At 75.5% G+C, this 21,598-nt stretch carries 20 protein-coding genes and 1 pseudogene; all 21 read left to right on the top strand.

Going from position 1 to position 21,598, the window contains the following annotated elements:
• The first annotated feature begins 21 nt into the window (after positions 1–21).
• The 21 genes and pseudogenes from ACYQ02_RS03595 to ACYQ02_RS03495 all read left to right on the top strand — a co-directional run bounded on the left by ACYQ02_RS03595 (position 22) and on the right by ACYQ02_RS03495 (position 21,477).
• Entirely contained in the window at positions 22–891 is an 870-nt protein-coding gene (locus tag ACYQ02_RS03595) for a copper transporter (RefSeq protein ID WP_460039072.1), read from the top strand.
• On the top strand, positions 888–1,628 hold the full coding sequence (locus ACYQ02_RS03590; protein ID WP_460039071.1) for a glycosyltransferase family 2 protein: 741 nt from the start codon (positions 888–890) through the stop codon (positions 1,626–1,628). The genes ACYQ02_RS03595 and ACYQ02_RS03590 overlap by 4 nt, the downstream gene beginning before the upstream one ends.
• The gene (locus tag ACYQ02_RS03585) at positions 1,625–2,656 is read left to right on the top strand and encodes a hypothetical protein (protein ID WP_460039070.1); all 1,032 of its coding nucleotides are present in this window, start codon (positions 1,625–1,627) and stop codon (positions 2,654–2,656) included. The genes ACYQ02_RS03590 and ACYQ02_RS03585 overlap by 4 nt, the downstream gene beginning before the upstream one ends.
• 294 nt (positions 2,657–2,950) lie before the next feature.
• Entirely contained in the window at positions 2,951–4,072 is a 1,122-nt protein-coding gene (locus ACYQ02_RS03580; protein WP_460039069.1) for a Leu/Phe/Val dehydrogenase, read from the top strand.
• A 25-nt stretch (positions 4,073–4,097) separates the two neighbouring features.
• Positions 4,098–5,174, top strand: coding sequence for a Glu/Leu/Phe/Val dehydrogenase dimerization domain-containing protein (locus ACYQ02_RS03575; RefSeq protein WP_460039068.1), 1,077 nt, complete (start codon positions 4,098–4,100; stop codon positions 5,172–5,174).
• A gap of 205 nt (positions 5,175–5,379) precedes the next feature.
• Positions 5,380–6,426 (top strand): hypothetical protein, encoded by a 1,047-nt coding sequence (locus ACYQ02_RS03570; protein WP_460039067.1) that lies wholly within the window; start codon positions 5,380–5,382, stop codon positions 6,424–6,426.
• Between the two features lie 342 nt (positions 6,427–6,768).
• The gene (locus ACYQ02_RS03565) at positions 6,769–7,923 is read left to right on the top strand and encodes a DUF3866 family protein (protein ID WP_460039066.1); all 1,155 of its coding nucleotides are present in this window, start codon (positions 6,769–6,771) and stop codon (positions 7,921–7,923) included.
• Positions 7,907–8,491 (top strand): NUDIX hydrolase, encoded by a 585-nt coding sequence (locus tag ACYQ02_RS03560; RefSeq protein WP_460039065.1) that lies wholly within the window; start codon positions 7,907–7,909, stop codon positions 8,489–8,491. Before ACYQ02_RS03565 ends, ACYQ02_RS03560 begins: the two co-directional genes overlap by 17 nt.
• Before the next feature lie 213 nt (positions 8,492–8,704).
• A complete protein-coding gene (locus tag ACYQ02_RS03555) occupies positions 8,705–9,424 on the top strand; it encodes a stage II sporulation protein M (RefSeq protein ID WP_460039064.1) in 720 nt (239 codons plus the stop codon).
• Positions 9,425–9,692: 268 nt separating this feature from the next.
• Positions 9,693–10,832 carry an alanine dehydrogenase gene (gene ald, locus ACYQ02_RS03550; RefSeq protein WP_460039206.1) on the top strand — a complete coding sequence of 380 codons (1,140 nt, stop codon included), beginning with the start codon at positions 9,693–9,695 and terminating at the stop codon, positions 10,830–10,832.
• A 114-nt stretch (positions 10,833–10,946) separates the two neighbouring features.
• Positions 10,947–11,939, top strand: a complete 993-nt coding sequence (gene xerD, locus ACYQ02_RS03545) for a site-specific tyrosine recombinase XerD (RefSeq protein ID WP_460039063.1) — start codon at positions 10,947–10,949, stop codon at positions 11,937–11,939.
• Positions 11,936–13,477 carry an L-seryl-tRNA(Sec) selenium transferase gene (gene selA, locus ACYQ02_RS03540; RefSeq protein WP_460039062.1) on the top strand — a complete coding sequence of 514 codons (1,542 nt, stop codon included), beginning with the start codon at positions 11,936–11,938 and terminating at the stop codon, positions 13,475–13,477. The genes xerD and selA overlap by 4 nt, the downstream gene beginning before the upstream one ends.
• A gap of 180 nt (positions 13,478–13,657) precedes the next feature.
• On the top strand, positions 13,658–14,947 hold the full coding sequence (locus ACYQ02_RS03535) for a D-alanyl-D-alanine carboxypeptidase family protein (RefSeq protein WP_460039061.1): 1,290 nt from the start codon (positions 13,658–13,660) through the stop codon (positions 14,945–14,947).
• Positions 14,948–15,077: 130 nt separating this feature from the next.
• On the top strand, positions 15,078–15,431 hold the full coding sequence (locus ACYQ02_RS03530) for an STAS domain-containing protein (protein WP_460039060.1): 354 nt from the start codon (positions 15,078–15,080) through the stop codon (positions 15,429–15,431).
• 74 nt (positions 15,432–15,505) lie between these two features.
• A pseudogene (gene spoIIAB, locus ACYQ02_RS03525) lies at positions 15,506–15,919 on the top strand (anti-sigma F factor); the annotation flags it as partial.
• 186 nt (positions 15,920–16,105) lie between these two features.
• Entirely contained in the window at positions 16,106–16,855 is a 750-nt protein-coding gene (locus ACYQ02_RS03520) for a sigma-70 family RNA polymerase sigma factor (RefSeq protein ID WP_460039059.1), read from the top strand.
• Between the two features lie 246 nt (positions 16,856–17,101).
• Positions 17,102–17,323 carry a dodecin family protein gene (locus tag ACYQ02_RS03515; protein WP_460039058.1) on the top strand — a complete coding sequence of 74 codons (222 nt, stop codon included), beginning with the start codon at positions 17,102–17,104 and terminating at the stop codon, positions 17,321–17,323.
• A 30-nt stretch (positions 17,324–17,353) separates the two neighbouring features.
• Positions 17,354–17,830, top strand: coding sequence for a SpoVA/SpoVAEb family sporulation membrane protein (locus ACYQ02_RS03510; RefSeq protein WP_460039057.1), 477 nt, complete (start codon positions 17,354–17,356; stop codon positions 17,828–17,830).
• 138 nt (positions 17,831–17,968) lie between these two features.
• Positions 17,969–19,351, top strand: coding sequence for a stage V sporulation protein AD (locus ACYQ02_RS03505; RefSeq protein ID WP_460039056.1), 1,383 nt, complete (start codon positions 17,969–17,971; stop codon positions 19,349–19,351).
• Positions 19,348–19,701 (top strand): SpoVA/SpoVAEb family sporulation membrane protein, encoded by a 354-nt coding sequence (locus ACYQ02_RS03500; RefSeq protein ID WP_460039055.1) that lies wholly within the window; start codon positions 19,348–19,350, stop codon positions 19,699–19,701. The genes ACYQ02_RS03505 and ACYQ02_RS03500 overlap by 4 nt, the downstream gene beginning before the upstream one ends.
• A 186-nt stretch (positions 19,702–19,887) precedes the next feature.
• On the top strand, positions 19,888–21,477 hold the full coding sequence (locus ACYQ02_RS03495; protein WP_460039054.1) for a spore germination protein: 1,590 nt from the start codon (positions 19,888–19,890) through the stop codon (positions 21,475–21,477).
• Positions 21,478–21,598: the final 121 nt, after the last annotated feature.

Genomic DNA, 21,598 nt, shown 5'->3' with positions numbered 1-21,598 from the left:
GTTCAAGAAGGGGGAGGCAACGTGGGACGGCCGGGTCCCCTGGGACTTCGCTACCACTTGTTGACGCTGATGGCCGTCTTCCTGGCCCTGGGGGTGGGTATCTTCATCGGGGCGGGGATGCTGGACGACCGGACCTTGCTGGAGCGCCAGCAGGCCCTGATCCGCTCCCTGGAGCAGGACTTCGCCGCCCTGCGCCGGGACACCGCCCTCTTGCGCAGCGAGAACCGCCGCCTGAGCAGCGAGCTGGCCCGTTACGGGCAGGCCGAGCAGGCCCTGGCGTCGTTGGCCGTGGAGGGCCGGCTCAGCGGCCGCCGCGTGGCCGTGGTGGTGCTGGGGGCCGCCGACGCCCCCCTGGCCCAGGAGGCGTCCCGCCTCTTGCAGGCGGCCGCCGCCCGTCCCGGGTCGCGCCTGGTGGTCGACCCCGGCCTGGCGCGCCTGGAGGGGCGGTGGCCGGAGGTGGCGGCGGCGGCCCTGGGCACGCCGGGGGCAGGGCGGCAGCGCCTGGCCCAGGCCGTGGCCCGGGCCCTGGTCCAGGCGCTGGTGGCCGGCGAGGGCGGGGAAGAACCGGCGGGCGTGGCCGGCCTGGCCGCGGTGGGCGGGTTGACCTGGCAGCCGGCACCGGGGGACGGTGACGCCCGCCCCGACGCGGTGGTCGTGGTCCATACCCAGGGCGAGGAACCGGAAGCGGTGCTGGAGCCCCTTTTGCGGGCCCTGGCGGGCGAGGGCCTGACGGTGGCGGGGATGGCCGCCCCCAGCGGCGCCCGGGCCGCCGTGTACGCCGCGGCGGGCGTGCCCCTGGTGGAAGCCGGCTCGGCGGCCGGCCAGGTGACCCTGATCCTCACCCTGGCCGGGCAGCAGGACCGGCTGGAGCGGCTGGGGGTGGCGCCGTGACGGAAACCCGGCAGGCCCCCGCCCGCCCGGCGCCGGTGGAGGCGGTGGTGCCCGCGTACAACGAGGCGGCCAGCGTGGCGGCCACCGTGGCCGCCCTGGCCCGCTGCCCGGCGGTCGGCACCATCTGGGTCGTGGACGACGGCTCGACCGACGGCACGGCCGAGCGGGCGCGGGCAGCCGGGGCCCGGGTGATCCGCCAGCCGCGGCGCCGTGGCAAGGGCCATGCCCTGCTGGCCGGTGCGGCCCGGACCCGGGCGCCCTGGCTGCTCTTCGCCGACGCCGATCTCGGACCCTCGGCCGCGGGGCTGGCGGTCCTGGTGGAACGGGCCCTGGCGGGGGAGGCCGACATGCTGATCGCCGCCCCCCCGCGCCGGCCCGGGCGCAACGGCCTGGGGGCGGCCGTCGGCCTGGCCGGCTGGGGGGTGGCCCGCCTCGGCGGGCGGCGGCTGGCGGCGCCCCTCTCCGGCCAGCGCGTCTTGCGCCGGCAGATCCTGGACCTGCTCCATCCGGCGCCCGGCGGGTGGGGCATCGAGATCGCCCTGACCCTGGCCGCCCTGCGGGCCGGGCTGCAGGTGGTGGAGGTCCCGGTGCCGATCCAGCACCGGGTCACCCGCCTGGACGCCGCCGGCTTCCTCCATCGCGGCCGCCAGCTGGCCCACATCGCCTGGACCCTGGCCGCCTATGCCCGGCACCGGGCGCCGGCCGCCGGGACCCGGGGAGGGGTGGCCACCCCTTGAGCGGCCTTCCACCCTCGGCATGGCTGCTGGCCAGCCTCCTGGTGCTCGCCGCCGGCGCCACCGCCCTGATGGCGGCGGCCGCCGGCCGGCGCCTGGCCGCGGCGCGGCTGGTTCGTCCCAACTACCGCGGCCGGCCGGTGGTGACCGGCGCCGGCGTCGCCCTGCTGGCGGGCCCTCTGGCCGTGGCCGCCCTGGCGGCGGTCCTGGCGGCCCTGCCGCCGGGGACGACCCCACCGGCCTCGGGTGCCCCGGGGACCCCCACCCACACCCTGGCCACCGGCCCCTCCGGGCCCGGGGAGATCCTACCGGCCGGACCCGGCGGTCCCGGCGATCCCGGCGGCCGCCTACCTGTTCCGGCCCCCCTCGGCCTGGTGCTGGCGGCGGCGCCGTCCCTGCTGGCCCTGGTGGCGGCCACCGCCCTGGTCGGCCTGGTCGACGACCTGCTGGACGAACCGGTCCGCGGCTGGCGCGGGCACCTGGCGGCCGGGGCCGCCCTCACCGGCGGCCGCCTGAAGTTGCTGGCGCTGCCCCTTCTGGCCTTCGCCCTGGCCCCGGGGCCCGGGCCTGGACTGGCCGGCCGGGTCCTGGCGGCGGGGCTCGTCGCGGCCGCCGCCAACGGGATGAACCTGCTGGACCGCCGGCCCGGCCGCGCCCTCAAGGCCTTCTTCGCGGCCTGGCTGGCCCTGGCCGCGGCCCTGCCGCCGGCGGCCCTGGCCCTGCTGCCGGTGGCGGTGGCGGCCCTGGTCCTGCTGCCCCTGGACCTGGAGGAAAGGGCCATGCTGGGCGACGCCGGCAGCAATGCCCTGGGAGCTGCCCTGGGCTGGGCCGTCGTCACCTTCGCCCCGCCGGCCGCCCAGGGCACCAGCCTGGTCGCCCTCCTCCTGCTGCACCTGGTGGGCGAGTTCTACTCCCTGAGCCGCTTGATCGACGCCGTCCCGCCCCTGCGCTGGCTGGACCGGCTGGGGACCCGCCCCTCCGCTCCCGCACCCTGGGCCGGGCCACAAGGATCTTCCTGGTCAAACGAGTAATCTTGCTAGGGATCCGGTACACGCCGCATACGGAGGGTCGGAGGCCAGGGGCCGTCCCGAACCCGAGCCCGGCGCCGCTGGCCGGTGGCGGGTACCCGTCCCGGGGCGGCCTTTGCCTTGCCCGGGCGGCCCGCCGCCCCGGCGTAACGGGCGGGTACGGCCGCCCAGGTAACCCGCCCGGGGACCCCGGCCCGGGAACCGCCGGGGGCGCCGGCCCAGGGCACCGGCCCAGGGCATGGGTCCATATGCTGGAGCGGATCCATCCAGGGGGATCGACGTCACGGGGGGATGCTTGTGTCGATCTTCGAGGCCATGGCCGCCGGCGGCCACCGGGAGCTGGTGTTCTGCTACGACCCGGCGGCCGGCCTGCGGGCGGTCATGGCCGTGCACGACACCACGCTGGGGCCCGGCCTCGGCGGCTGCCGCATGTGGCCCTACAGCAGCGAGGAGGAGGTCGTCCAGGACGCCCTGCGGCTCAGCCAGGGCATGACCGCCAAGTCGGCCCTGGCCGGGGTGAACTACGGCGGCGCCAAGGTGGTGATCTGGGGCGACCCGGGCCGCGACAAGAGCGAGGCCCTGTTCCGGGCGCTGGGCCGGTTCGTCCATACGCTGGGCGGGCTGGTGATCACCGGCACCGACGCGGGGACCAACCCGGAGGACTTCGTCGCCGCCCGCTGGGAGACCCCCTATCTGGTGGGGCTGCCGCCGGCCTTTGGGGGCAGCGGGGATAGTTCGGAGACCACGGCCTACGGCGTCTTCGTGGGCATCCAGGCGTGCCTGGAGGAAGTGTACGGCGACGCCGACCTGCGGGGGCGGCGGGTGGCGGTCCAGGGGTGCGGGAAGGTGGGCAGCAAGCTGGTACGCCGCCTGGTGGAGGCGGGCGCGGAGGTGACGGTCACCGACGTCGACCCGGCCAAGGCCCGGGCGGTGGCCCGCCCCTACGGCCTGCGGGTGGTGGACGCCGACGCCATCTACGACGAGCCGTGCGACGTCTTCGCCCCCTGCGCCCTGGGCGGGGTGATCAACGACGCCACCATCCCCCGCCTGCGCTGCCGGGTCGTCGCCGGCGCGGCCAACAACCAGCTGGAGGCGCCCCGCCACGCCGCGGCCTTGCAGGACCGCCAGATCCTCTACGCCCCCGATTACGTCATCAACGCCGGCGGCCTGATCCAGGTGGCCGACGAGCTGGACGGCTTCGACCGGGACCGGGTGATGCGGAAGACCGCCGCCATCGGCCCCATGTTGCGGACCATCTTCCGGGTGGCCCGGGAGCGGTCCATCACCACCCTGGAGGCGGCGGAGTGGATGGTGCGCCGGCGCCTGGCGGGCGCCGCCGCCCTGCGCACGTTCTACCGGCCGGGGGACGGCCTGGCGACCGGCGAGCCGTCGGGTGCCGGCGGCCGCGGCCGGTCCTGAAGCCGGCCGGAAAGGAGCGAGAGCCTTGGTGTTCGAGAAGCTGGAGGCCATGGGCCACGAGCAGGTGGTCTTCTGCTACGACCGGGCGACGGGCCTGAAGGCGATCATCGCCATCCACGACACGACCCTGGGCCCCGCCCTGGGCGGCTGCCGCATGTGGCCCTATGCCACGGAGGAGGACGCCATCGTCGACGCCCTGCGCCTGGCCCGCGGCATGACCTACAAGAACGCGGCCATGGGCCTCAACTTCGGCGGTGGCAAGAGCGTGATCATCGGCGATCCCCGGCGGGACAAGTCGGAGATGCTCTTCCGCGCCTTCGGCCAGTTCGTCGACTCCCTGGGCGGCCGCTACATCACGGCGGAGGACGTGGGGACGGGCACGGAGGACATGGCCTACGTGGCCATGGAGACCCGGCACGTGGTGGGCTTGCCGGGTCGCAGCGGCGATCCCTCGCCGGCCACCGCCTACGGCGTCTTCCGGGGGATGAAGGCGTGCCTGGGGGAGGCCTTCGGCGACGAGTCCTTCCAGGGCCGGGTGGTGGCAATCCAGGGCATGGGTCACGTCGGCTATCACCTGGCCCGGCTGCTCCACGAGGCCGGGGCCCGGCTGGTGGTGACCGACATCGACGCCCAGCGGGCCCAGCGGGTGGCGACGGAGTTCGGGGCCCAGGTGGTGGACCCCGACGCCATCTACGACGTGGAGTGCGACGTCTTCGCCCCGTGCGCCCTGGGGGCGATCCTGAACGACCAGACCATCCCGCGGCTGCGCTGCCGGATCGTGGCCGGTTCGGCCAACAACCAGCTGGCCGAGCCGCGCCACGGGGAGGAACTGGCGCGCCGCGGCATCCTCTACGCGCCCGACTACGTGATCAACGGCGGCGGCGTGATCCACGTGGCCGACGAGTACACGCCCGGCGGCTACGACCGGGACCGGGCGTACGCCCGGGTGGCGACCATCTACGACAAGGTCAAGGCGATCCTGACCATGGCCCGGGAGCAGGGGATCACCACGGCCGAGGCCGCCGACCGGCTGGCGGAGCAGCGCATCCACGCCATCGCCCAGCTGCGCCGGTTGCACATGCCCGGCCGTTCGGGTCGCTGAAGGGTGAGGGCGGCTTCAGGCCGGAGGCCGGAGGCCGGGCCGGGCCCGGCCCCGCGGGGATGGGCGGGGCCGGTCGCTGGAAGGGGTACGGGCGGCCGGGGACGTGGCCACAGCCTGAGGGCACGGGGGCCGGTTGCCCGGGGATGCCGCTCGGGACGCCACCCCATCACCGAAGACGGGGACAAGCCAGGGGGGAGTCGTGGGGATGGCAGCTGAACCACCGGCGCGAGGTGGAACCCGGGCCGCCGGCCGGCGGGGCGGGGCCGGCGGCCGGGAAGGGGGCCGGGGCGCGGCGATCCGGCCGGCCGTCCGCCGCTCCGACATCGAGGACCTTCTGTCACGCCTGCCGGGCGTGCTGGCGGTGCGCCTCTCGGTGAACGACTGGGGGGCCATCCAGACGGTCCACGTGCTGGCCACGGTGGACCGGGGCGCCAAGCAGATCGTCCGGGACATCGAAAGTGCCCTGCAGGCCCGCTTCGGCCTGCGGCTCGACCACAAGAAGGTCAGCGGGGCCCAGGTCCGCGGCCTGGGCCCGCTGCGGGAGCCGGTCCGGCCCGAGCTGGCCGGGTTCGTCACCCAGTCCGACGCCGTGACGGGCAAGACCCACATCGAGGTCACCTTCCGTGACCCCCGGGATGAGACGGCCCGTTGGGACGGGGCGGCCAGCGGCGGCTCGCGGCGCAAGCAGCAGGCCCACACCGCCCTGCGGGCGGTCCTGGAGGCCCTCCGCCCCCTGTTGCTGGCCGGGGAACGGGAACTCGAACTGGTCGACTGCGAGATCGTGCCGCTGGGTGGCCACGAGCTGTTGGTGGGCCTGTACGCCCTGCCCAACGCCCGCACCGGGGAGGCGACCCCGCTGGCCGGGGCGGCGCCCCTTTCGGGTAGCGTGGTGGAAGCGGCGGCGCGGGTCTTCCTGGAGGTGTACGAACAGCTCCTGGAGATGCGGGACCGGCGGGTCCGCCAGTCGCCGGTATACCGGCTGCTGGAGCTGGGACGGCAGATGCGGGCCCAGATGGCGGCCGAGCGGGCGGCCGCAGGGGCCAGCGGGGCGGCGGGAACGGACGCCTCCGGGACGGGTATCCCGGCGGACGGGGCGGAGGGCCGCGAGCCGGCCGCGGCCGGCGGGGAGGAAGAGCCCCTGAACCTGGAGGCCGGCGATGAGGCGGCGGTGGCCGCCGACCTGGACGACGGCGACCCGGAGCTGGCCTTTGAGGAGGCGGCGGAGCCGGCCGACCCGGGCGACGCCCGCTGACGGGCGGCGCGGCCTCCGGCCGGGGCTGCCATGGGCCGGGCTCCGACCCGTGCCGCGACGGCCGGGCGCCGGCCCACGCCGGGGGCCGGGCCCCCGCCCATGCCGAGGGCCGGGCGCCGGCCTATGCCGGGCGCGGCCGGACCCGACCCCCGGCACGAAAGACCGGCTCCGGGGTCCTTCCCCCGGGGCCGCCTGTTTCACGGGCCCGGCGGCGGGCCGCCGGGCGAAAGCCGCTGGGCGGGGGCCGCCAGGTGAGAGCCGCCGGGTGGGGGCTGCCAGGCGGGGATTGTTCGGTAGGAGGCGGGGGCCCGGCCGCCGGGTCGCCGGCAGGGAGGTGGCGGCGTGCTGCTGGCGCGCTGGGGGACGGTGGAGCGGGTGCTGGCCGGCACCCCCCGCCGCCAGGAACTGCTGGTCCGCGCCGGGGACGAGTACCGGAAGGCCATCGCCTACCTCGACCTGGTCGGGCGGGCCGCCCCCGGCGACCGGGTGTGGCTCAACACCACGGCCGTCGACCTGGGCCTGGGCACCGGCGGGTACGACTTCGTCATCGCCATCCCCGGCCGCCGTCCGCCGGAGGGCCGCGGCGAAGGGATGAAGCTTCGCTACACGCCGCTGCAGGTCCGGGTGCCGCTGGCCGAGGAGGAACTGGGGCCCTTGCCCACCGGTCTGGGGGGCCTGCCCGTGGTGGCCGTCGAGCTGCACAGCCAGGTCCCGGCGGTGGTGGCGGGATGGCGGTGGGCGGGCGGCCGGGGCGACGTGGTCTACGTGATGACCGACGGCGGGGCGTTGCCCGCAGCCCTGAGCCGGCTGCTGGCCACCCTGCGCGAGCGGGGCTGGGTGGCGTGGACGGTCACCGCGGGGCAGGCCTTCGGCGGTGACGACGAGGCGGCCCACCTGGCCTCGGCCCTGCTGGTGGCCCGGGTGCGGGGCGCCCGCCTGATCGTGGCCGGCATGGGGCCGGGCATCCTGGGGACGGGTGAGACCCTGGGCCACACGGGGCTCGACCAGGCCTGGATCCTGAGCCTGGCCCACGGGCTGGGCGGCCGCCCGGTCCTGGTGCCCCGGCTCAGCGGCGCCGACGGGCGGCCCCGCCAGCGGGGGCTGAGCCACCACACCGCCGGCGTCCTGGGGATCCTGCCCCGCCCGGCGTGGCTGGCCCTACCCCGGCCGCTGCCTGCGGCGGCCGCCCGCCCGCTGAACCGGCTGGCCGCCGCCGCAGGCGTCCTCCCGGTCGGGGTGTACACCGGCCCCGCCCTGGCCTGGTGGCGACGGCAAGGGCTGGACGCGACCACCATGGGGCGGGGGCCCGACCAGGACCCCCTGTTCTTCCAGGCCGCCCTGGCCGCCGGCATCCTGGCCGCGGTCCTGGCGGGGGCTCCCCAGGCGGCCGGGGTGGGCCCGGCCGGTCGGGATCGCGGGCATGCAGGGCGGGGCGGCCGGGTCGGCGGGCGGATCGGAGCGGCAGGAAAGGAGGAGGGTCGTGGAGACACCCCTTGACGGCGAGACCCTCTGGAACGGCAGGATCTTCTCCCTGCGGCGCACCCGGGTCCGGCTGGACGACGGCCGGGAGGCGGTGCGGGACTGGGTCGACCACCCGGGCAGCGTGGTGGTGGCGGCCATGACGGCGGCCCGGGAGGTCATCCTGGTCCGCCAGTACCGCTTGCCGGCGGGGCGGGAGCTGTGGGAGCTTCCGGCCGGCCGGCGGGAGCCGGGGGAGGACCCGCTCCACGGAGCCCAGCGGGAGCTGGAAGAGGAGACGGGCCTCAAGGCCCGCACCTGGCGCCTTCTAGCCCGCTTCTACGCCTCGCCGGGCTACACCAGCGAGCACAAGTGGTTGTACCTGGCCCAGGACCTGGAGCGCGGCCCGAGCCATCCGGACCCCGACGAGCAACTGGCCGTGCGGGCCGTGCCCCTGGACGAAGCGCTGCGGATGGCGGAGCGGGGCGAGATCGCCGACGCCAAGACCCTGGTGGGCCTGCTCATCCTGGAACGGGGCGGGCTGCTGGTGGAACCGGCGGCGGGGGCGGACGAACCCCGTCGCGCCGCCAGCCCAGGGGACCCTTGAACGCACCCCTCAAGACACCCCTCTTTGCCACATGCCCTCTTCGCCCTGCCGGCGGCTTGGGCCCGGGCGGGGCGGCCACATGGACGGCCGCGCCTGCGCATAGGGTGGTAGGGATCCCCCGCCAGGCCCGTCCCCGGCTCCGGCCGGGCGGGACGGGCCCGGCGTGCCGGAACCCGGCGGCCCGCACGGCCTGCTCCACGGGAGGGCGGCGCGATGGTGGAGTCCCTGGCCCGCGCCTTGACCAACGCCTTGCGCCAGCACCAGGCACCGCTGGTGCTGGCCGCGTTCATCCTGACGGCGGGGATCGTCACCGGCGCCCTGCACGTGGCCCAGCTGGACCCGGGACAGCAGGCTGAGGTGGGGCAGTACCTGGACTATCTGGTCCGCACCACGGCCACGGGAGCCGCGGGCGCCGGCCCCGGCGTTGGCGAGGCGCCGTCGCCCTCGCCGCCGGCCGGGGACGAAGCCGCACCCCAAGGGGCAGGCTGGCCTGCGGCCGCGGCGCCGCCCTGGGCGGCCGCCGCCGGCGGCAACCTGCGCCAGGTGGCCGTCGCCTGGGGCGCCGGGTGCCTGGTCCTCGGCCTGCCCGTCACCCTGGGAATGCTCTTCCTGCACGGTTACAGCCTGGGATTCGCCGTGGGCGCCCTGGCGGCCCACTGGCAGTGGCGCGGGCTGCTGGTGGCCCTGGCGGGCGTCTTCCCGCCGAACCTGTTGCAGGTACCCGCCCTGGTCCTGGTGGCGGCGGCGGCCACCCGGCTGGCGGTGCAGGTGGCCGCCAGCCGCTGGCGCCGTGCCCTACCGGCCCTGCACTCCCCCTGGTCCCCCTACCTCGGCCTGGGGCTGGTGGCGGGCCTGCTGGCCGCCGGGGCAGGCCTCGTCGAGGGCTACGTGGCGCCCGCCCTGCTGGCCCTGGTGCAGCGGCTCGTCCTCTAGGCCGGTCGGCCGGGTCCTGCCGTCCTTTACCTTGCCGGTAGCACCTGGCTGTGCTACCATCGCGTCGCAGTCAGAGCATGGACGGGCCCCCGGACGGAGCCCGCCGGAGCCGCCCCATGGGCCTCTGCCGCCCCATGGGGGAGGCCTGCGGGGGTGCGCCCGGGGCCGGTTCGTCCCCGCCGGTGGGGTCTTGCAGGGCGGGGTCGTGCCCCCCGGCCACCGGGGACGAACCGGCAACCCGGCCAGCGGGAGGCGCAGCAGCATGCCCGTGGTGATCGGGGTACCACGAGAGATCAAGAGCAACGAGAACCGGGTGGCCCTGACGCCGGCCGGGGTCCATGCCCTGGTCCGTGAGGGCCACACCGTCTGGGTGGAGCGGGGTGCGGGCGAAGGTAGCGGGTTCAGCGACGAGGACTATGCCCGCGCCGGGGCCCAGCTGGCCCCGGGCCCCGAGGTGGTGTGGGAGAACGCCAGCCTGATCCTCAAGGTCAAGGAGCCGCTGCCCGAGGAGTACCGGTTCTTCCGCCCCGGCCTCACCCTCTTCACCTACCTGCACCTGGCGGCCGACGAGCCGCTGACCCGGGCCCTGCTCGATCGCGGGGTGACGGCCATCGCCTACGAGACCGTCCAGCGGGCCGACGGGTCGTTGCCGCTCCTGACGCCCATGAGCGAGGTGGCCGGTCGCATGGCCCCCCAGGTGGGCGCCCACTTCCTCGAGCGGGTCCACGGGGGCCGCGGGGTGCTGCTGGGCGGGGTGCCGGGGGTGCCGCCGGCCGACGTGGTCATCATCGGCGGGGGCACGGTGGGGCGGAACGCCGCCCGCATCGCCCTGGGCCTGGGGGCCCGGGTGACCGTGCTGGACGTGCGGGCCGACGTGCTGCGCTGGTTCGACGACGTCTACGGCGGTCGCATCACCACCCTGATGTCCAACGAGTACAACGTGGCCCAGGCGGTGCGGCGGGCCGACCTGCTGATCGGCGCCGTGCTGATCCCCGGGGCCCGGGCCCCCCGGCTGGTCAGCGAGGAGATGGTCCGGTCGATGAAGCCCGGTTCGGTGATCATCGACGTGGCCGTCGACCAGGGCGGGTCCATCGCCACCATCGACCGGGTGACCACCCACGACAACCCGACCTACGAGCGGTTCGGGGTCGTCCACTACGCCGTGGCCAACATGCCCGGCGCGGTGCCCCGGACCTCCACCCTGGCCCTGACCAACGTGACCCTGCCCTACGTGCTGGACCTGGCCCGGCTGGGCGTGGAGGAGGCCGTGCGCCGCGACCCGGCCCTGGCCCGCGGCGTCAACACCTACCGGGGGCACCTGACCTACCGGGCGGTGGCGGAGGCCCACCGGCTGCCCTACACCCCGCTGGAGGAGGCGGGACTGGAGCCGGCCGCCGGCCGGTCTTGAACCCGGCCCCGGCGTTGTGGGTCCGGCGGGCTGAGGGCAACCGTGGACGGGCGCCGTGCCCTTGGAGACCCCGCCCGAGCTGACGTCCGGGGAACGGGCCGGGAGGGCAGGTCCATGGCAACCGGGGACGAACAGGCCGCGGCCCGTGCCTGGGCCGCGGCCACCGCCGAATACCTGGACATCCTGCGGGTCGAGCGCGGCCTGGCGGCCCACACCCTGGCCGCCTACCGCCGCGACCTGGCCGACTTCGCCGCCTTCGCCGCCGCCCGTGGCGTGGGCCCGGCCTCCGTGCGCCGGGCCCTGGTCATGGCCTACCTGCACCACCTGGACGAGACCGGCCGCAGCCCGGCCACGGCGGCCCGGCGCCTGGCGGCCCTGCGCGGGTTCTTCCGCCACCTGGTGGAGGAGGGCCTGGCCGCCCACGATCCGGTGGAGGGGATGGCCACGCCCCGCGCCCGCCGGCCCCTGCCCCGGGTCCTGGGCGAGGGGGAGGTGGAGCGGATCCTGGAGCTGCCCCACCCGGCCTCGCCCACGGGGCTGCGGGACCGGGCGGTGCTGGAACTGCTCTATGCCACCGGGCTGCGGGTCTCGGAGCTGGTCGGCCTCGACCTGGACGACCTGCTGCTGGACCTCGGCCTGCTGCGGTGCCGCGGCAAGGGCGGCAAGGAGCGGGTGGTGCCGGTGGCGGCGCCGGCAGTGGAGGCGACCCGGGTCTACCTGGAGCGGGGCCGCCCGGCCCTTCTCCGGCGCCGGGACCAGCGGGCGCTGTTCCTCAACCAGCGGGGCGGCCGCCTGAGCCGGCAATGGGTCTGGCACCTCCTGCGCCGGGCGGCCCGGCGGGCCGGGGTGCCGCGGGCGGTGAGCCCCCACACCATGCGCCACTCCTTCGCCACCCACCTCCTGGCCGGCGGCGCCGATCTGCGGGCGGTGCAGGAGCTCCTGGGCCACGCCGACATCTCGACCACCCAGATCTACACCCACCTGACCCGGCATCACCTGCTGGAGGCCTACCGCCGGGCCCACCCGCGGCTGGCCCCGGGGGTTGGGGCGCCGGGAGCCGGGCCGGCGGGGGAGCCGCTGCCGGCGACCGAGGGGTGGGACCGGTGAGCGGATCCGACCGGCGCCAGCCGCCGGCCTCCCCGGAGCCCGCGACCGGGACGGCGGTCTCTCCGGACCCCGCGACCAGGGCGGCGGCCTCTCCGAAGCCTGCGGCCCGGACGGCGGCGACCCTGCGCTCGTTGCCGGCGGTCCACCGGCTCCAGCAGCACCCGGCCGTGCGGGCCGCAGCCCAGGGACCGGCGGCCCCCTGGGCCACGGCCGTGGTCCGGGAGGTTTTAGAGGAGGAACGCCAGCTCCGCCGCCAGGGCGCCGAACCCCGGTCCCCGGACCAGCTGGCCGAGGCGGCGGCCCGGCGGCTGGCCGCCCTGGCCCGCCCGTCCCTGCGGCGGGTGATCAACGCCACGGGCATCGTCCTCCATACGAACCTGGGGCGGGCGCCCCTGGCGCCGCCGGCGGTGGCCGCCGTCGCCGAGGTGGCCGGGTCCTACTCCACCCTGGAATACGACCCGGACTCCGGGGGGCGGGGCTCCCGGCTGGACCACGTCCGTTACCTGCTCCGGCGGCTGACCGGCGCCGAGGACGCCCTGGTGGTCAACAACAACGCGGCCGCCGTGTTCCTCGTGCTGGCCACCCTGGCGGCAGGACGGGAGGTGGTGGTCTCGCGGGGGCAGCTGGTGGAGATCGGCGGGTCCTTCCGGATCCCCGAGATCCTGGCCGCCAGCGGGGCCCGGCTGGTGGAGGTGGGCACCACCAACAAGACCCGCCTGGCCGACTACGAGGCGGCCATCGGCCCCGAGACCGCCCTGCTCCTGCGGGTTCACACCAGCAACTATCGCATCGTGGGGTTCACCGCCAGCGTGCCCCTGGAGGAGCTGGTCCAGCTGGGCCGGCGCCACGGCCTGCCGGTGGTGGACGACCTGGGCAGCGGCCTGCTGGTCCCACCGGCCAGCGGCCCGGCCACGGGCCTCGGGGCCGCGGGCCTCGCGGCGGAGCCCGACGTGCGCACCAGCCTGGCCCAGGGGGCCGACCTGGTCACCTTCAGCGGGGACAAGCTGCTGGGAGGCCCCCAGGCCGGCATCGTGGTGGGGCGGGCCGACCTGGTCGCCCGCCTGAGGCGGCACCCGCTGATGCGGGCCCTGCGCTGCGACAAGCTGGTGCTGGCGGGCCTGGAGGCGACCTTGCGCCTCTACCTCGATCCGGACGGGGCCTACCGGCAGGTGCCCGTCCTGGCCATGCTGTCCCGCCCTCCGGAGGAACTGGCCCGGGCGGCCCGGCGCCTGGCGGCCCGCCTGCGCCGGGCCCTGGGCGGCCGGGGGCGGATCCGGCTGGCGCCCGGCGAATCCCAGGCCGGCGGCGGCAGCTTGCCCGAGGTCCCCTGGCCCACCACCCTGGTGGGGCTCGAGGTGCCCGGGGTGGCCGCCGCCACCCTGGCCGCAGCGCTCCGCCAGGGCGACCCCCCCGTGGTGGCCCGGATCCAGGACGAGATCCTCTGGTTCGACCCGCGCACCCTCCTGCCCGGCGACGACCGGGCGCTGGTGGGGGCGGTGGCGACGGCGCTCGACCGCTTGATCAAGGCGGGGCCCTGACCGGCCCGCGCCCCGGTGGCCCACCCGGCCGCCGCGCCCGCTCCACCACCCCGCAGCCTGTCCCCAGCCCCGCGGGCCCCGGCCGGCGGAGGGGCCTGGCGCCCCGGCGCATAGGCTCCCGGTCCCGGGAAAACCTACCTCCGAACGGTAGGCCCGATCCACTGCGAGGGGGGATGTGGGGTGCCCGTGCCGCGTCCGCGGCCGGCGACGACGGGGTGCCGGGGAGCGAAGCGAGGGACCGGCCTCGCGCGGGCCGCCGCCCTGGTGGCGGTGACCGCCTGGCTGGCGGTCACCGGGCTCGTGGCGGCCACCGCCCCCGCCACGGCCGCCACCGCGCCGGAACCGGCCGGCCCGCCGCCGGCCAAGGAGGGCGAGGAGGCCGGAGGACCCGGCTTCCGCACCCAGTCGGCCGCCCTGCTGGTCATGGACCCCGCCAGCGGCCAGATCCTCTGGCAGAAGAACGGCGACGAGCCGCGCCACCCGGCCAGCATCTCCAAGCTGATGACCCTGCTGCTCACCCTGGAGGCCATCGACGCCGGCCAGATCCGCCTCCAGGATCAGGTGACCGTCAGCCCCCGGGCCCAGGGGACCCCGGGCAGCACGGCCTTCCTGGAGGCCGGCGAGCGCATCACCGTGGAGGACCTCATCAAGGCGGTGGCCGTCGCCTCGGCCAACGATGCCTGCGTGGCCCTGGCGGAGTACATCAGCGGCGACGTGGGCCGGTTCGTCCAGCGGATGAACCGCCGGGCCGCCGAGCTGGGCATGACCCAGACCCGGTTCGTCGACCCGCACGGTCTGACCGACCAGCCCGGCAACCGGATGAGCGCCCGGGACATCGCCATCTTGAGCCGGTACCTGATCAACCACCATCCCGAGATCCTGCGCTACACGTCCATCTGGGAGGACTGGCTGCGCAAGGGAACCGACCGCGAGTTCTGGCTGACCAACACCAACAAGCTGGTCGCCTGGTATGAGGGCGTGGACGGCCTGAAGACCGGCCTGACCGACGAGTCGGGCCCCTCGGTGGTGGTCACCGCCCGCAAGGGCGACGACCGGTTCATCGTCGTCGTCCTCGGCGCACCCGACAGCAACACCCGCTGGCGCGAGGCCAGCCGCCTCTTGGATTGGGCCTTCGCCTCCTTCGACTCGGTGCCCATCGCCCGGCCCGGCCAGGTCCTGCGCACCGCGCCCGTGGCCGAGGGCCGGCTGCTCCAGGTGCCCGTGACGGTCCAGGAGGTCTTCGGCGTCACGGTCCCGCGGGGTGAGGGCGGGCGGGTCCGCTGGAGCGTGGAACTGGCGGAGCCGGTGCCGGCGCCGGTGGCGGCGGGTCAACCCGTCGGCCGCATCGTCGCCCGCCAGGGGGACCGGGTCCTGGCCTCCGCCCCGGTGGTGGCCGCCCAGCCGGTGGAACGGGCCGGGCCGCCCACCCTCCTGGCCCGGCTGTTCGGCTGGACCTGGCCCATGCGCTAGTCCCGGCCGCCAACCCGCGGCCCCATCCAAATCCCGCCCGCACGTCGCCGCCGGGTGGCAGGGATGCCGACCCCGGCGGCGAATCTGCGTTTGGGGAGAACGGGAGAGAGGGCGATAGGAGGCGTTGGCGTTGCAAGTCCAGCTGGACTGGACGGGACGCACCCTCGTCGCCCGGCTGGCGGGGGACTTCGACGAGCACGGGGCCGAGGTCTTCCGCCAGGAGATCGAACGCGCCGTCCGCCGGCGCGCCTACGACCACCTGGTGGTCAACCTGCAGCGGGTGACCTTCATCGACAGCTCGGGCCTGGGCGCGCTCCTGGGACGGTATCGCCGGGCCCGGGAGGACGGCGCCCGGGTCAGCGTCGTCGGCGCACCGCCCCACGTGCGGGCCGTGCTGCAGATGGCGGGGATCCTGCAGTGGATCGCCCTTTACGACGACGAGCCCGCGGCCCTGGGGGCCGGCCGGGGGGTGGTCCCGCGATGAGCCGCCCGGCCGAACCCTTGCCCATCCTGCCTGTCCCTGCCGATTTCGTCGAGCCCCGGAAGGAGGGGCGGTCCATGGCCCGCCGTGCCTCGACCCAGTGGCTAGAATTGCGCCTGCCGAGCCGGGCGGAGAACGTGGGGGTGGCGCGGGTGGCGGTGGCCGCCTTTGCCGCCCAGCTGCCCTTCACCCTCGGCGAGCTGGAGGAGATCAAGGTCGCCGTCTCCGAGGCCGTGACCAACGCCGTCGTCCACGGCTACGGCCACGACCGTGGCGTCGTCACCGTCCGCGCCGGCCACGACGGGCGCCGGCTGTGGGTCGAGGTGACCGACAGCGGCCGCGGCATCGCCGACATCGACCAGGCGCGCCAGCCGGCCTTCTCCACCGACCCCGAGCGCATGGGCATGGGCTTCGCCTTCATGGAGGCCTTCATGGACCAGGTCGACGTGGAGTCGGTGCCCGGTTCGGGGACCACCGTCCGCATGTACAAGCGGCCGCGTCCCCAGGAGGGGGCCGTCGCTCCGGACGAACCGGCCGCGGCGCCGGGGCCGGCCGGTGCCGCCGGTGGCCCCGCGGGCGCCGGCGCGCCCGGCGCATCCCAGGCGGAGGCCGCCGCAGGGCTGGGTGAAGAGGCGGGGCCGGCTGGCCCGACCCCCGGCCGATAGGGGGATCGGGCCGTGGACCAGTCGCTATGGGAACGGGCACGCCGGGGCGACGCCGCAGCCCGGGAGCAGCTGGTCGCCCTGCACCTGCCCCTGGTGCGCCATGTGGCCCGCCGCTTCGCGGGCTTCGGCCATGACCTGGAGGACCTGGTCCAGGCCGGCACCGTGGGCTTGCTGCAGGCCATCGACGGTTTCGACCCCGCCCGCGGCTACCAGTTCTCCACCTATGCGGTGCCCGTCATCCTGGGGGAGATCCGCCGCTGGTTGCGGGCCAGCGACCCGGCCGGCCTCAGCCGTGGCATGCGCGCCCGGGTGACCGAGATCCGCCGGGTGGCGGCGGCCATGGAGCAGGAACTGGGGCGGCGGCCACCGGCGGCCGCCGTGGCGGAGCGGCTGGGATGCGACGTGGCCGACGTCACCTTCGCCCTGGAGGCGGCCCAGGGTCCCGTCTCGCTGGACGAGCCCGTCTCGGCCGAACCCGACGCGGCGGCCCGCGGCGAGCGCCTGCCGGCGCCGGCCGAGCCCGACTGGAGCGACACCGTGGCGGTGCGGGCGGCCCTGGCCCAGCTGCCCCCGCGGCTGCGCACCATCGTCGCCCTGCGCTTCTTCCGCGACATGACCCAGGCGGAGGTGGCCGCCGCCGTGGGCCTGTCCCAGCCCCAGGTGTCGCGGCTGGAGAAGATGGCCTTGACCCAGCTGCGCAGCCTGCTGGCCCAGGAGAGCGTGGCGGCCGCCGGCGACGGCGCCCGGGCTGGCGGCCGCTGAGGTGCGAGGCCGCGGGGCGCGCGGCCGCGGAGGTACTCAGCCGCGGGGCGCGCGGCCGCGGCGGCCGAGGAGGCGCGCGGACGCGGGGCGCGTGGCCGCCGCGGCGCGGACGGAACCGGCCGCTGAAGCAGTCGCTGGGAGGGGCCCCGCCCTGGCGGGGCCCCTCGCCCTTCCGGCATAGGGGCCCTGGGGGCCGGGAAGGCTAGCAGCGGAATCCCTCGACCCGAAGGCGGAGGAGGATGCGCCGTGGCTGAAGTGGTCAAGGTCATCGAACTGGTGGGCGAGTCGACCAAGGACTGGACCGACGCGGTGAGCAACGCCGTGGCCGAGGCGTGCAAGACCATCGACAACGTCTCGGGCGTCGAGGTCTGCAACCTGACGGCCAATGTGGACAACGGCCGGGTCGTCGAGTGGAAGGCCAACGTCAAGGTGGCCTTCAAGGTCGACAACAGCCGGCGCGGCGTCTGAGGGCGCCGCGCCGGCGCAGCGAGGACCGTCATGGCGAGGGCGAGCAAGGAGCAAACCCAGGCCTACAAGAAGGCCGTCCAGCGGATCCTGCCTCCCAAGCCCATTGCCCGCAACGCGTTGATGGCGTTCCTCGTCGGCGGCTCCATCTGCACCGCCGGGCAGGTGGTGCTGAACCTGCTCAAGAACGCGGGCCTGCCGGCCACCGATGCCGCCTCCTGGACGGCGGCGGTGTTCATCCTGATCGGCCTGCTCTTGACAGGCTTGGGGGTCTACGACGACCTGGGACGGGTGGGCGGGATGGGCGCCTTCTTGCCCATCACCGGCTTTGCCAACTCCATCGGCTCGGCGGCCATGGAGTTCAAGCGAGAGGGCTGGGTCCTGGGCCTGGGTGCCCGGATCTTCCAGATCGCGGGTCCGGTCATCGTCTACGGCATCGCCGCGGCCACGGTGGTGGCGGGGCTGATGACCCTGTTCGGCGGCGCCCGGACGGCCCTGGGGGCCCCCTGAGCGGCCCTCCGCGGCCCGGCCCGGGCCCGCCCCGGCGACGGCCGGCGGCACGGGACCGGATCGGCACGGGGACCCGGTACCGGACGGCTAGCCGCCGCACCGAGGACGGGACGAGGGACCGCAGGAGGGGGGATGGGGGTGGCTTCCCTCACGGCCGTTGCCAACCTTCTGGAAAAGGGGCGCAGCCCCTCCCCGGGCGCGCCGGGATCGCGGACCCAGGGCCGGCGGGTGGGCCAGCAGACCCTGGTCTTTCGCAACCGGCCGCGGATCGCCGCGGCCGCCGCCGTGGCCGGTCCCAAGGAGGCCGAGGGCCCGCTCGGGGCTTACTGGGACCGCACCTACCCCGACCGGATGCTGGGCCAGCGCTCCTGGGAGCGGGCCGAGCGGCGGATGTGCCTCGACGCCGCCGTGCTGGCCCTGGAGAAGGCCGGGCTGGAGCCGGCCGACATCGACCTGCACCTGGCCGGCGACCTGATGAACCAGCTGACCTGCGCCAGCTTCACGGCGGCGGAACTGGACATCCCCTACCTGGGCCTCTTCGCCGCCTGTGCCACCTGGGCCGCCGCCCTGGGGCTGGGGGCCCTCTTCGCCGATGCCGGGTATGCCTCCCGGGTGCTGTGCACCACCTCCAGCCACCACGACACCGCCGAGCGCCAGTACCGTTTCCCGACCGAGCTGGGCAACCAGCGGCCGGCCACCGCCCAGTGGACGGCCACGGGCGCCGCCGCGGCGGTGCTGGTGGGCGGCGATGCCCCGCTGCCCGAGGGCTGGAGCCGGGCTGGCGCGGAGGGCACCTCCGATCGCGGCCAGCCCGCCGGCGGCCCGGCGCGCCGGACCGGCCGGGATGAACCCGCCGCTCCCCACCACGGAGCCCGGGCCGCGGGGGGCCATGCCGGCCCGTCGCCGGCCGGCGCCACGGGGAACGGCCGCACGGCCCCCTCGCCGGGCGCCGGCGCATCACGCCGGCCCGTGGTCATCACCCACGCCACCTTCGGCCGCGTCATCGACATGGGCCTGACCGACCCCTTCGACATGGGTTCGGCCATGGCCCCGGCCGCGGCCGACACCATCCGGCAGCACCTGCAGGACACCGGCCGGCGGCCGGGCGACTACGACCTGATCGTCACCGGGGACCTGGCCCGATACGGCCACCGGCTGCTGGTCGAACTGCTGCGGGAGCAGGGGTACGACGCCGAGGGCGTGCTGGCCGACTGCGGCATCATGCTCTACGACGCCTCCCAGGGCGTCTACGCCGGGGGCAGCGGCACCGCCTGCTCGGGCATGGTCAGCGCCGGCTACCTTCTGCGCCGGATGGAGCAGGGGGACCTGCACCGCGTCCTCCTGGTGTGCACGGGGTGCCTGCACAGCACCACGACCTACAAGCAGGGAGACAGCCTGCCGACGGTCGCCCACGCCGTGGTCCTGGAGGCCGGCGGAACGGACGACACCGCCGGTTCGGCCGAGCCGGTGGACGGGCGCCGGAGCCAGGACGGGCAACCCGGCGGGAGGGACGAGGCATGAGCTATCTTTGGGCTTTCGTGATCGGCGGCCTCTTGTGCACCCTGGCCCAGCTGGTCCTGGACCTGACCCCGCCGCGGTTCACCCAGGGCCATGTCATGGTGCTCTTCGTCGTCCTGGGCGCCATCGCCGGCGGTCTCGGGCTCTACCGCCCGCTGGTGGAACTGGCCGGCGCGGGGGCCACCATCCCGCTGCCGGGCTTTGGCTTTGCCCTCGTCGAGGGGGCGATGAAGGGCGCCGCCCAGGGCCTGGGCGGCATCCTGGCCGGCGGCCTGGCGGCCACCGCCCTGGGCCTCACCGTGGCCGTGCTGGGCGGCCTGCTCACGGCGCTGTTGTTCAACCCCAAGGGTTGAGCGGCCCCCGGCCCAGGATCCATCGCGCGCGGTGATACGCGCGCTGGCTGAAACCGGCCGGAACGGGCGGGGCGGCAACCCGGCGGCATCTGGCGGCAACCTGGCTCGGAGGCGCGGAAAGCTGAGCCGGACGGAGCGGGAACCCGGGTGGGACGGGGTGGAACGCGGCGAAGGGAGGGCGGTTCCATGGACGATCCACGGGGCGGTTCGTCCCCACCGGCGGCGGGCGCCATGGCCGAGGCGATCACCGCGGCCGTCCACCATGGGGAGAAGAAGCACCGGATCCAGCGGGAGCTGGAAGCCAACCTCGAGTACATCCGCCGGACCCTGGGAGCGGGCGAGACCTTCGACCTGCTGATCAAGCCCTCCCGCTTCGCCGGGCGCGATGCCGTGCTGGTGGGCATCGACGGCCTGGTGAAGACCGACGTGCTGTTGCGCATCATGCAGGCCCTGGCCGTGTTCAAGCCCGACGCCCCCGCCCAGGAGGACGAGCGGCTCTGGTTCACCCAGGTGTTCGTCGAGGGGATCGGGTTCATCGAGGTCGATCCGGCGGAGACCCTGGACGACGTGATCGACAAGGTGCTGATGGGCCCGGTGGCCCTGCTGGTCGACGGCCTGGACCACGCCTTCGTCATCGACGTCCGCACCTACCCGGGCCGCGGCATCCAGGAACCGGCCCTGGAGAAGGTCCTGCGGGGACCCCACGACGGGTTCACCGAGACCCTGGTGCACAACACGGCCCTGATCCGCCGCCGCCTGCGGGATCCCCAGTTCCGGGCGGAGGTGTTGCGGCTGGGCCGCCGGTCCAAGACCGACGTGGCCCTGGTCTACCTCAAGGACGTCGCCAACCCCGAGCTGGTCAAGCTGGTGCGGGAGCGGCTTAAGGAGGTGGACACCGACGCCATCCCCATGGCCGAGTCGGCGGTGGTGGAACACCTGATGGGCCCGCGCCGCTGGTGGAACCCCTTCCCCCTGGTGCGGTTCACCGAGCGGCCCGACGTGGCGGCGGTCCACCTGATCGAGGGCCACGTGCTGGTCCTGGTCGACACCAGCCCGTCGGCCATCATCCTGCCCACCACCCTGTTCCACCACCTCCAGCACGCCGAGGAGTTCCACGAGAACGCCACGGTGGGCACCTGGGCGCGGCTGATCCGCTACGCGGGGGTCCTGCTGTCCTGGCTGGGCCCGCCCCTCTGGGTGGCCCTGGTGCTGGACAAGGGCCAGCTGACCGGCTTGCCCGACCAGCTGGTGCGGATCCTGGGGCCGCGCAAGCCGGCGGGGATCGGCCTGGAGTGGCAGTTCATCCTGGGCGAGGTGGGCATCGAGCTGATCCGGCTCGCCCTGATCCACACGCCGGAAGCGCTGTCGACCTCCCTGGGCATCATCGGCGCCGTGCTGATCGGGCAGCTGGCCGTGGAGGTCGGCCTCTTCACCAATGAGGCCATCCTGTACATCGCCCTGGCGGCGCTGGGCACCTTCGCGACCCCCAGTGTGGAGCTGGCCCAGGCCTTCCGGCTCTTGCGGGTGGTGCTGCTGATCCTGGCCGGGTCGCTGGGCATCCCGGGCTTTTTGATCGGCCTTCTGCTCTCCTTCGTGCTGATGCTCAACACCCGGTCCTTCGGCGTCCCCTATCTCTGGCCCCTGGTGCCCTTCGACGGCAAGGTGCTGGTGCGGATGTTGCTGCGCCAGCCGATGACGGTGCGGGTGGCGCGGGACCGCACCTTCCCCCGGCCGGTCCGGGAGGGGGAGGAAGCCGGCGGCACCCAGCCGGCGTGAGGCGCCGGCTCCACGCGCCCTCTGCCGTGGATGGGCTCCTTTGGGCCCGGCCATCGGAACGGCGGCGCCCCATGCCTTGACCCGGCCGGTCTTGGGTGGGTAGACTCGAGCCAGATTGCCG

Source organism: Thermaerobacter litoralis, from assembly GCF_054654595.1.
This window is presented reverse-complemented; position numbering and strand designations above follow the sequence as displayed.

What these genes read in the sequence shown, in the direction of transcription:
- xerD (WP_460039063.1), top strand. Translation starts at nt 10,947, where the DNA reads ATGGCAACCGGGGACGAACAGGCCGCGGCCCGTGCCTGGGCCGCGGCC.
- ACYQ02_RS03510 (WP_460039057.1), top strand. Translation starts at nt 17,354, where the DNA reads ATGGCGAGGGCGAGCAAGGAGCAAACCCAGGCCTACAAGAAGGCCGTC.
- ACYQ02_RS03570 (WP_460039067.1), top strand. Translation starts at nt 5,380, where the DNA reads ATGGCAGCTGAACCACCGGCGCGAGGTGGAACCCGGGCCGCCGGCCGG.
- ACYQ02_RS03555 (WP_460039064.1), top strand. Translation starts at nt 8,705, where the DNA reads ATGGTGGAGTCCCTGGCCCGCGCCTTGACCAACGCCTTGCGCCAGCAC.
- ACYQ02_RS03500 (WP_460039055.1), top strand. Translation starts at nt 19,348, where the DNA reads ATGAGCTATCTTTGGGCTTTCGTGATCGGCGGCCTCTTGTGCACCCTG.
- ACYQ02_RS03495 (WP_460039054.1), top strand. Translation starts at nt 19,888, where the DNA reads ATGGACGATCCACGGGGCGGTTCGTCCCCACCGGCGGCGGGCGCCATG.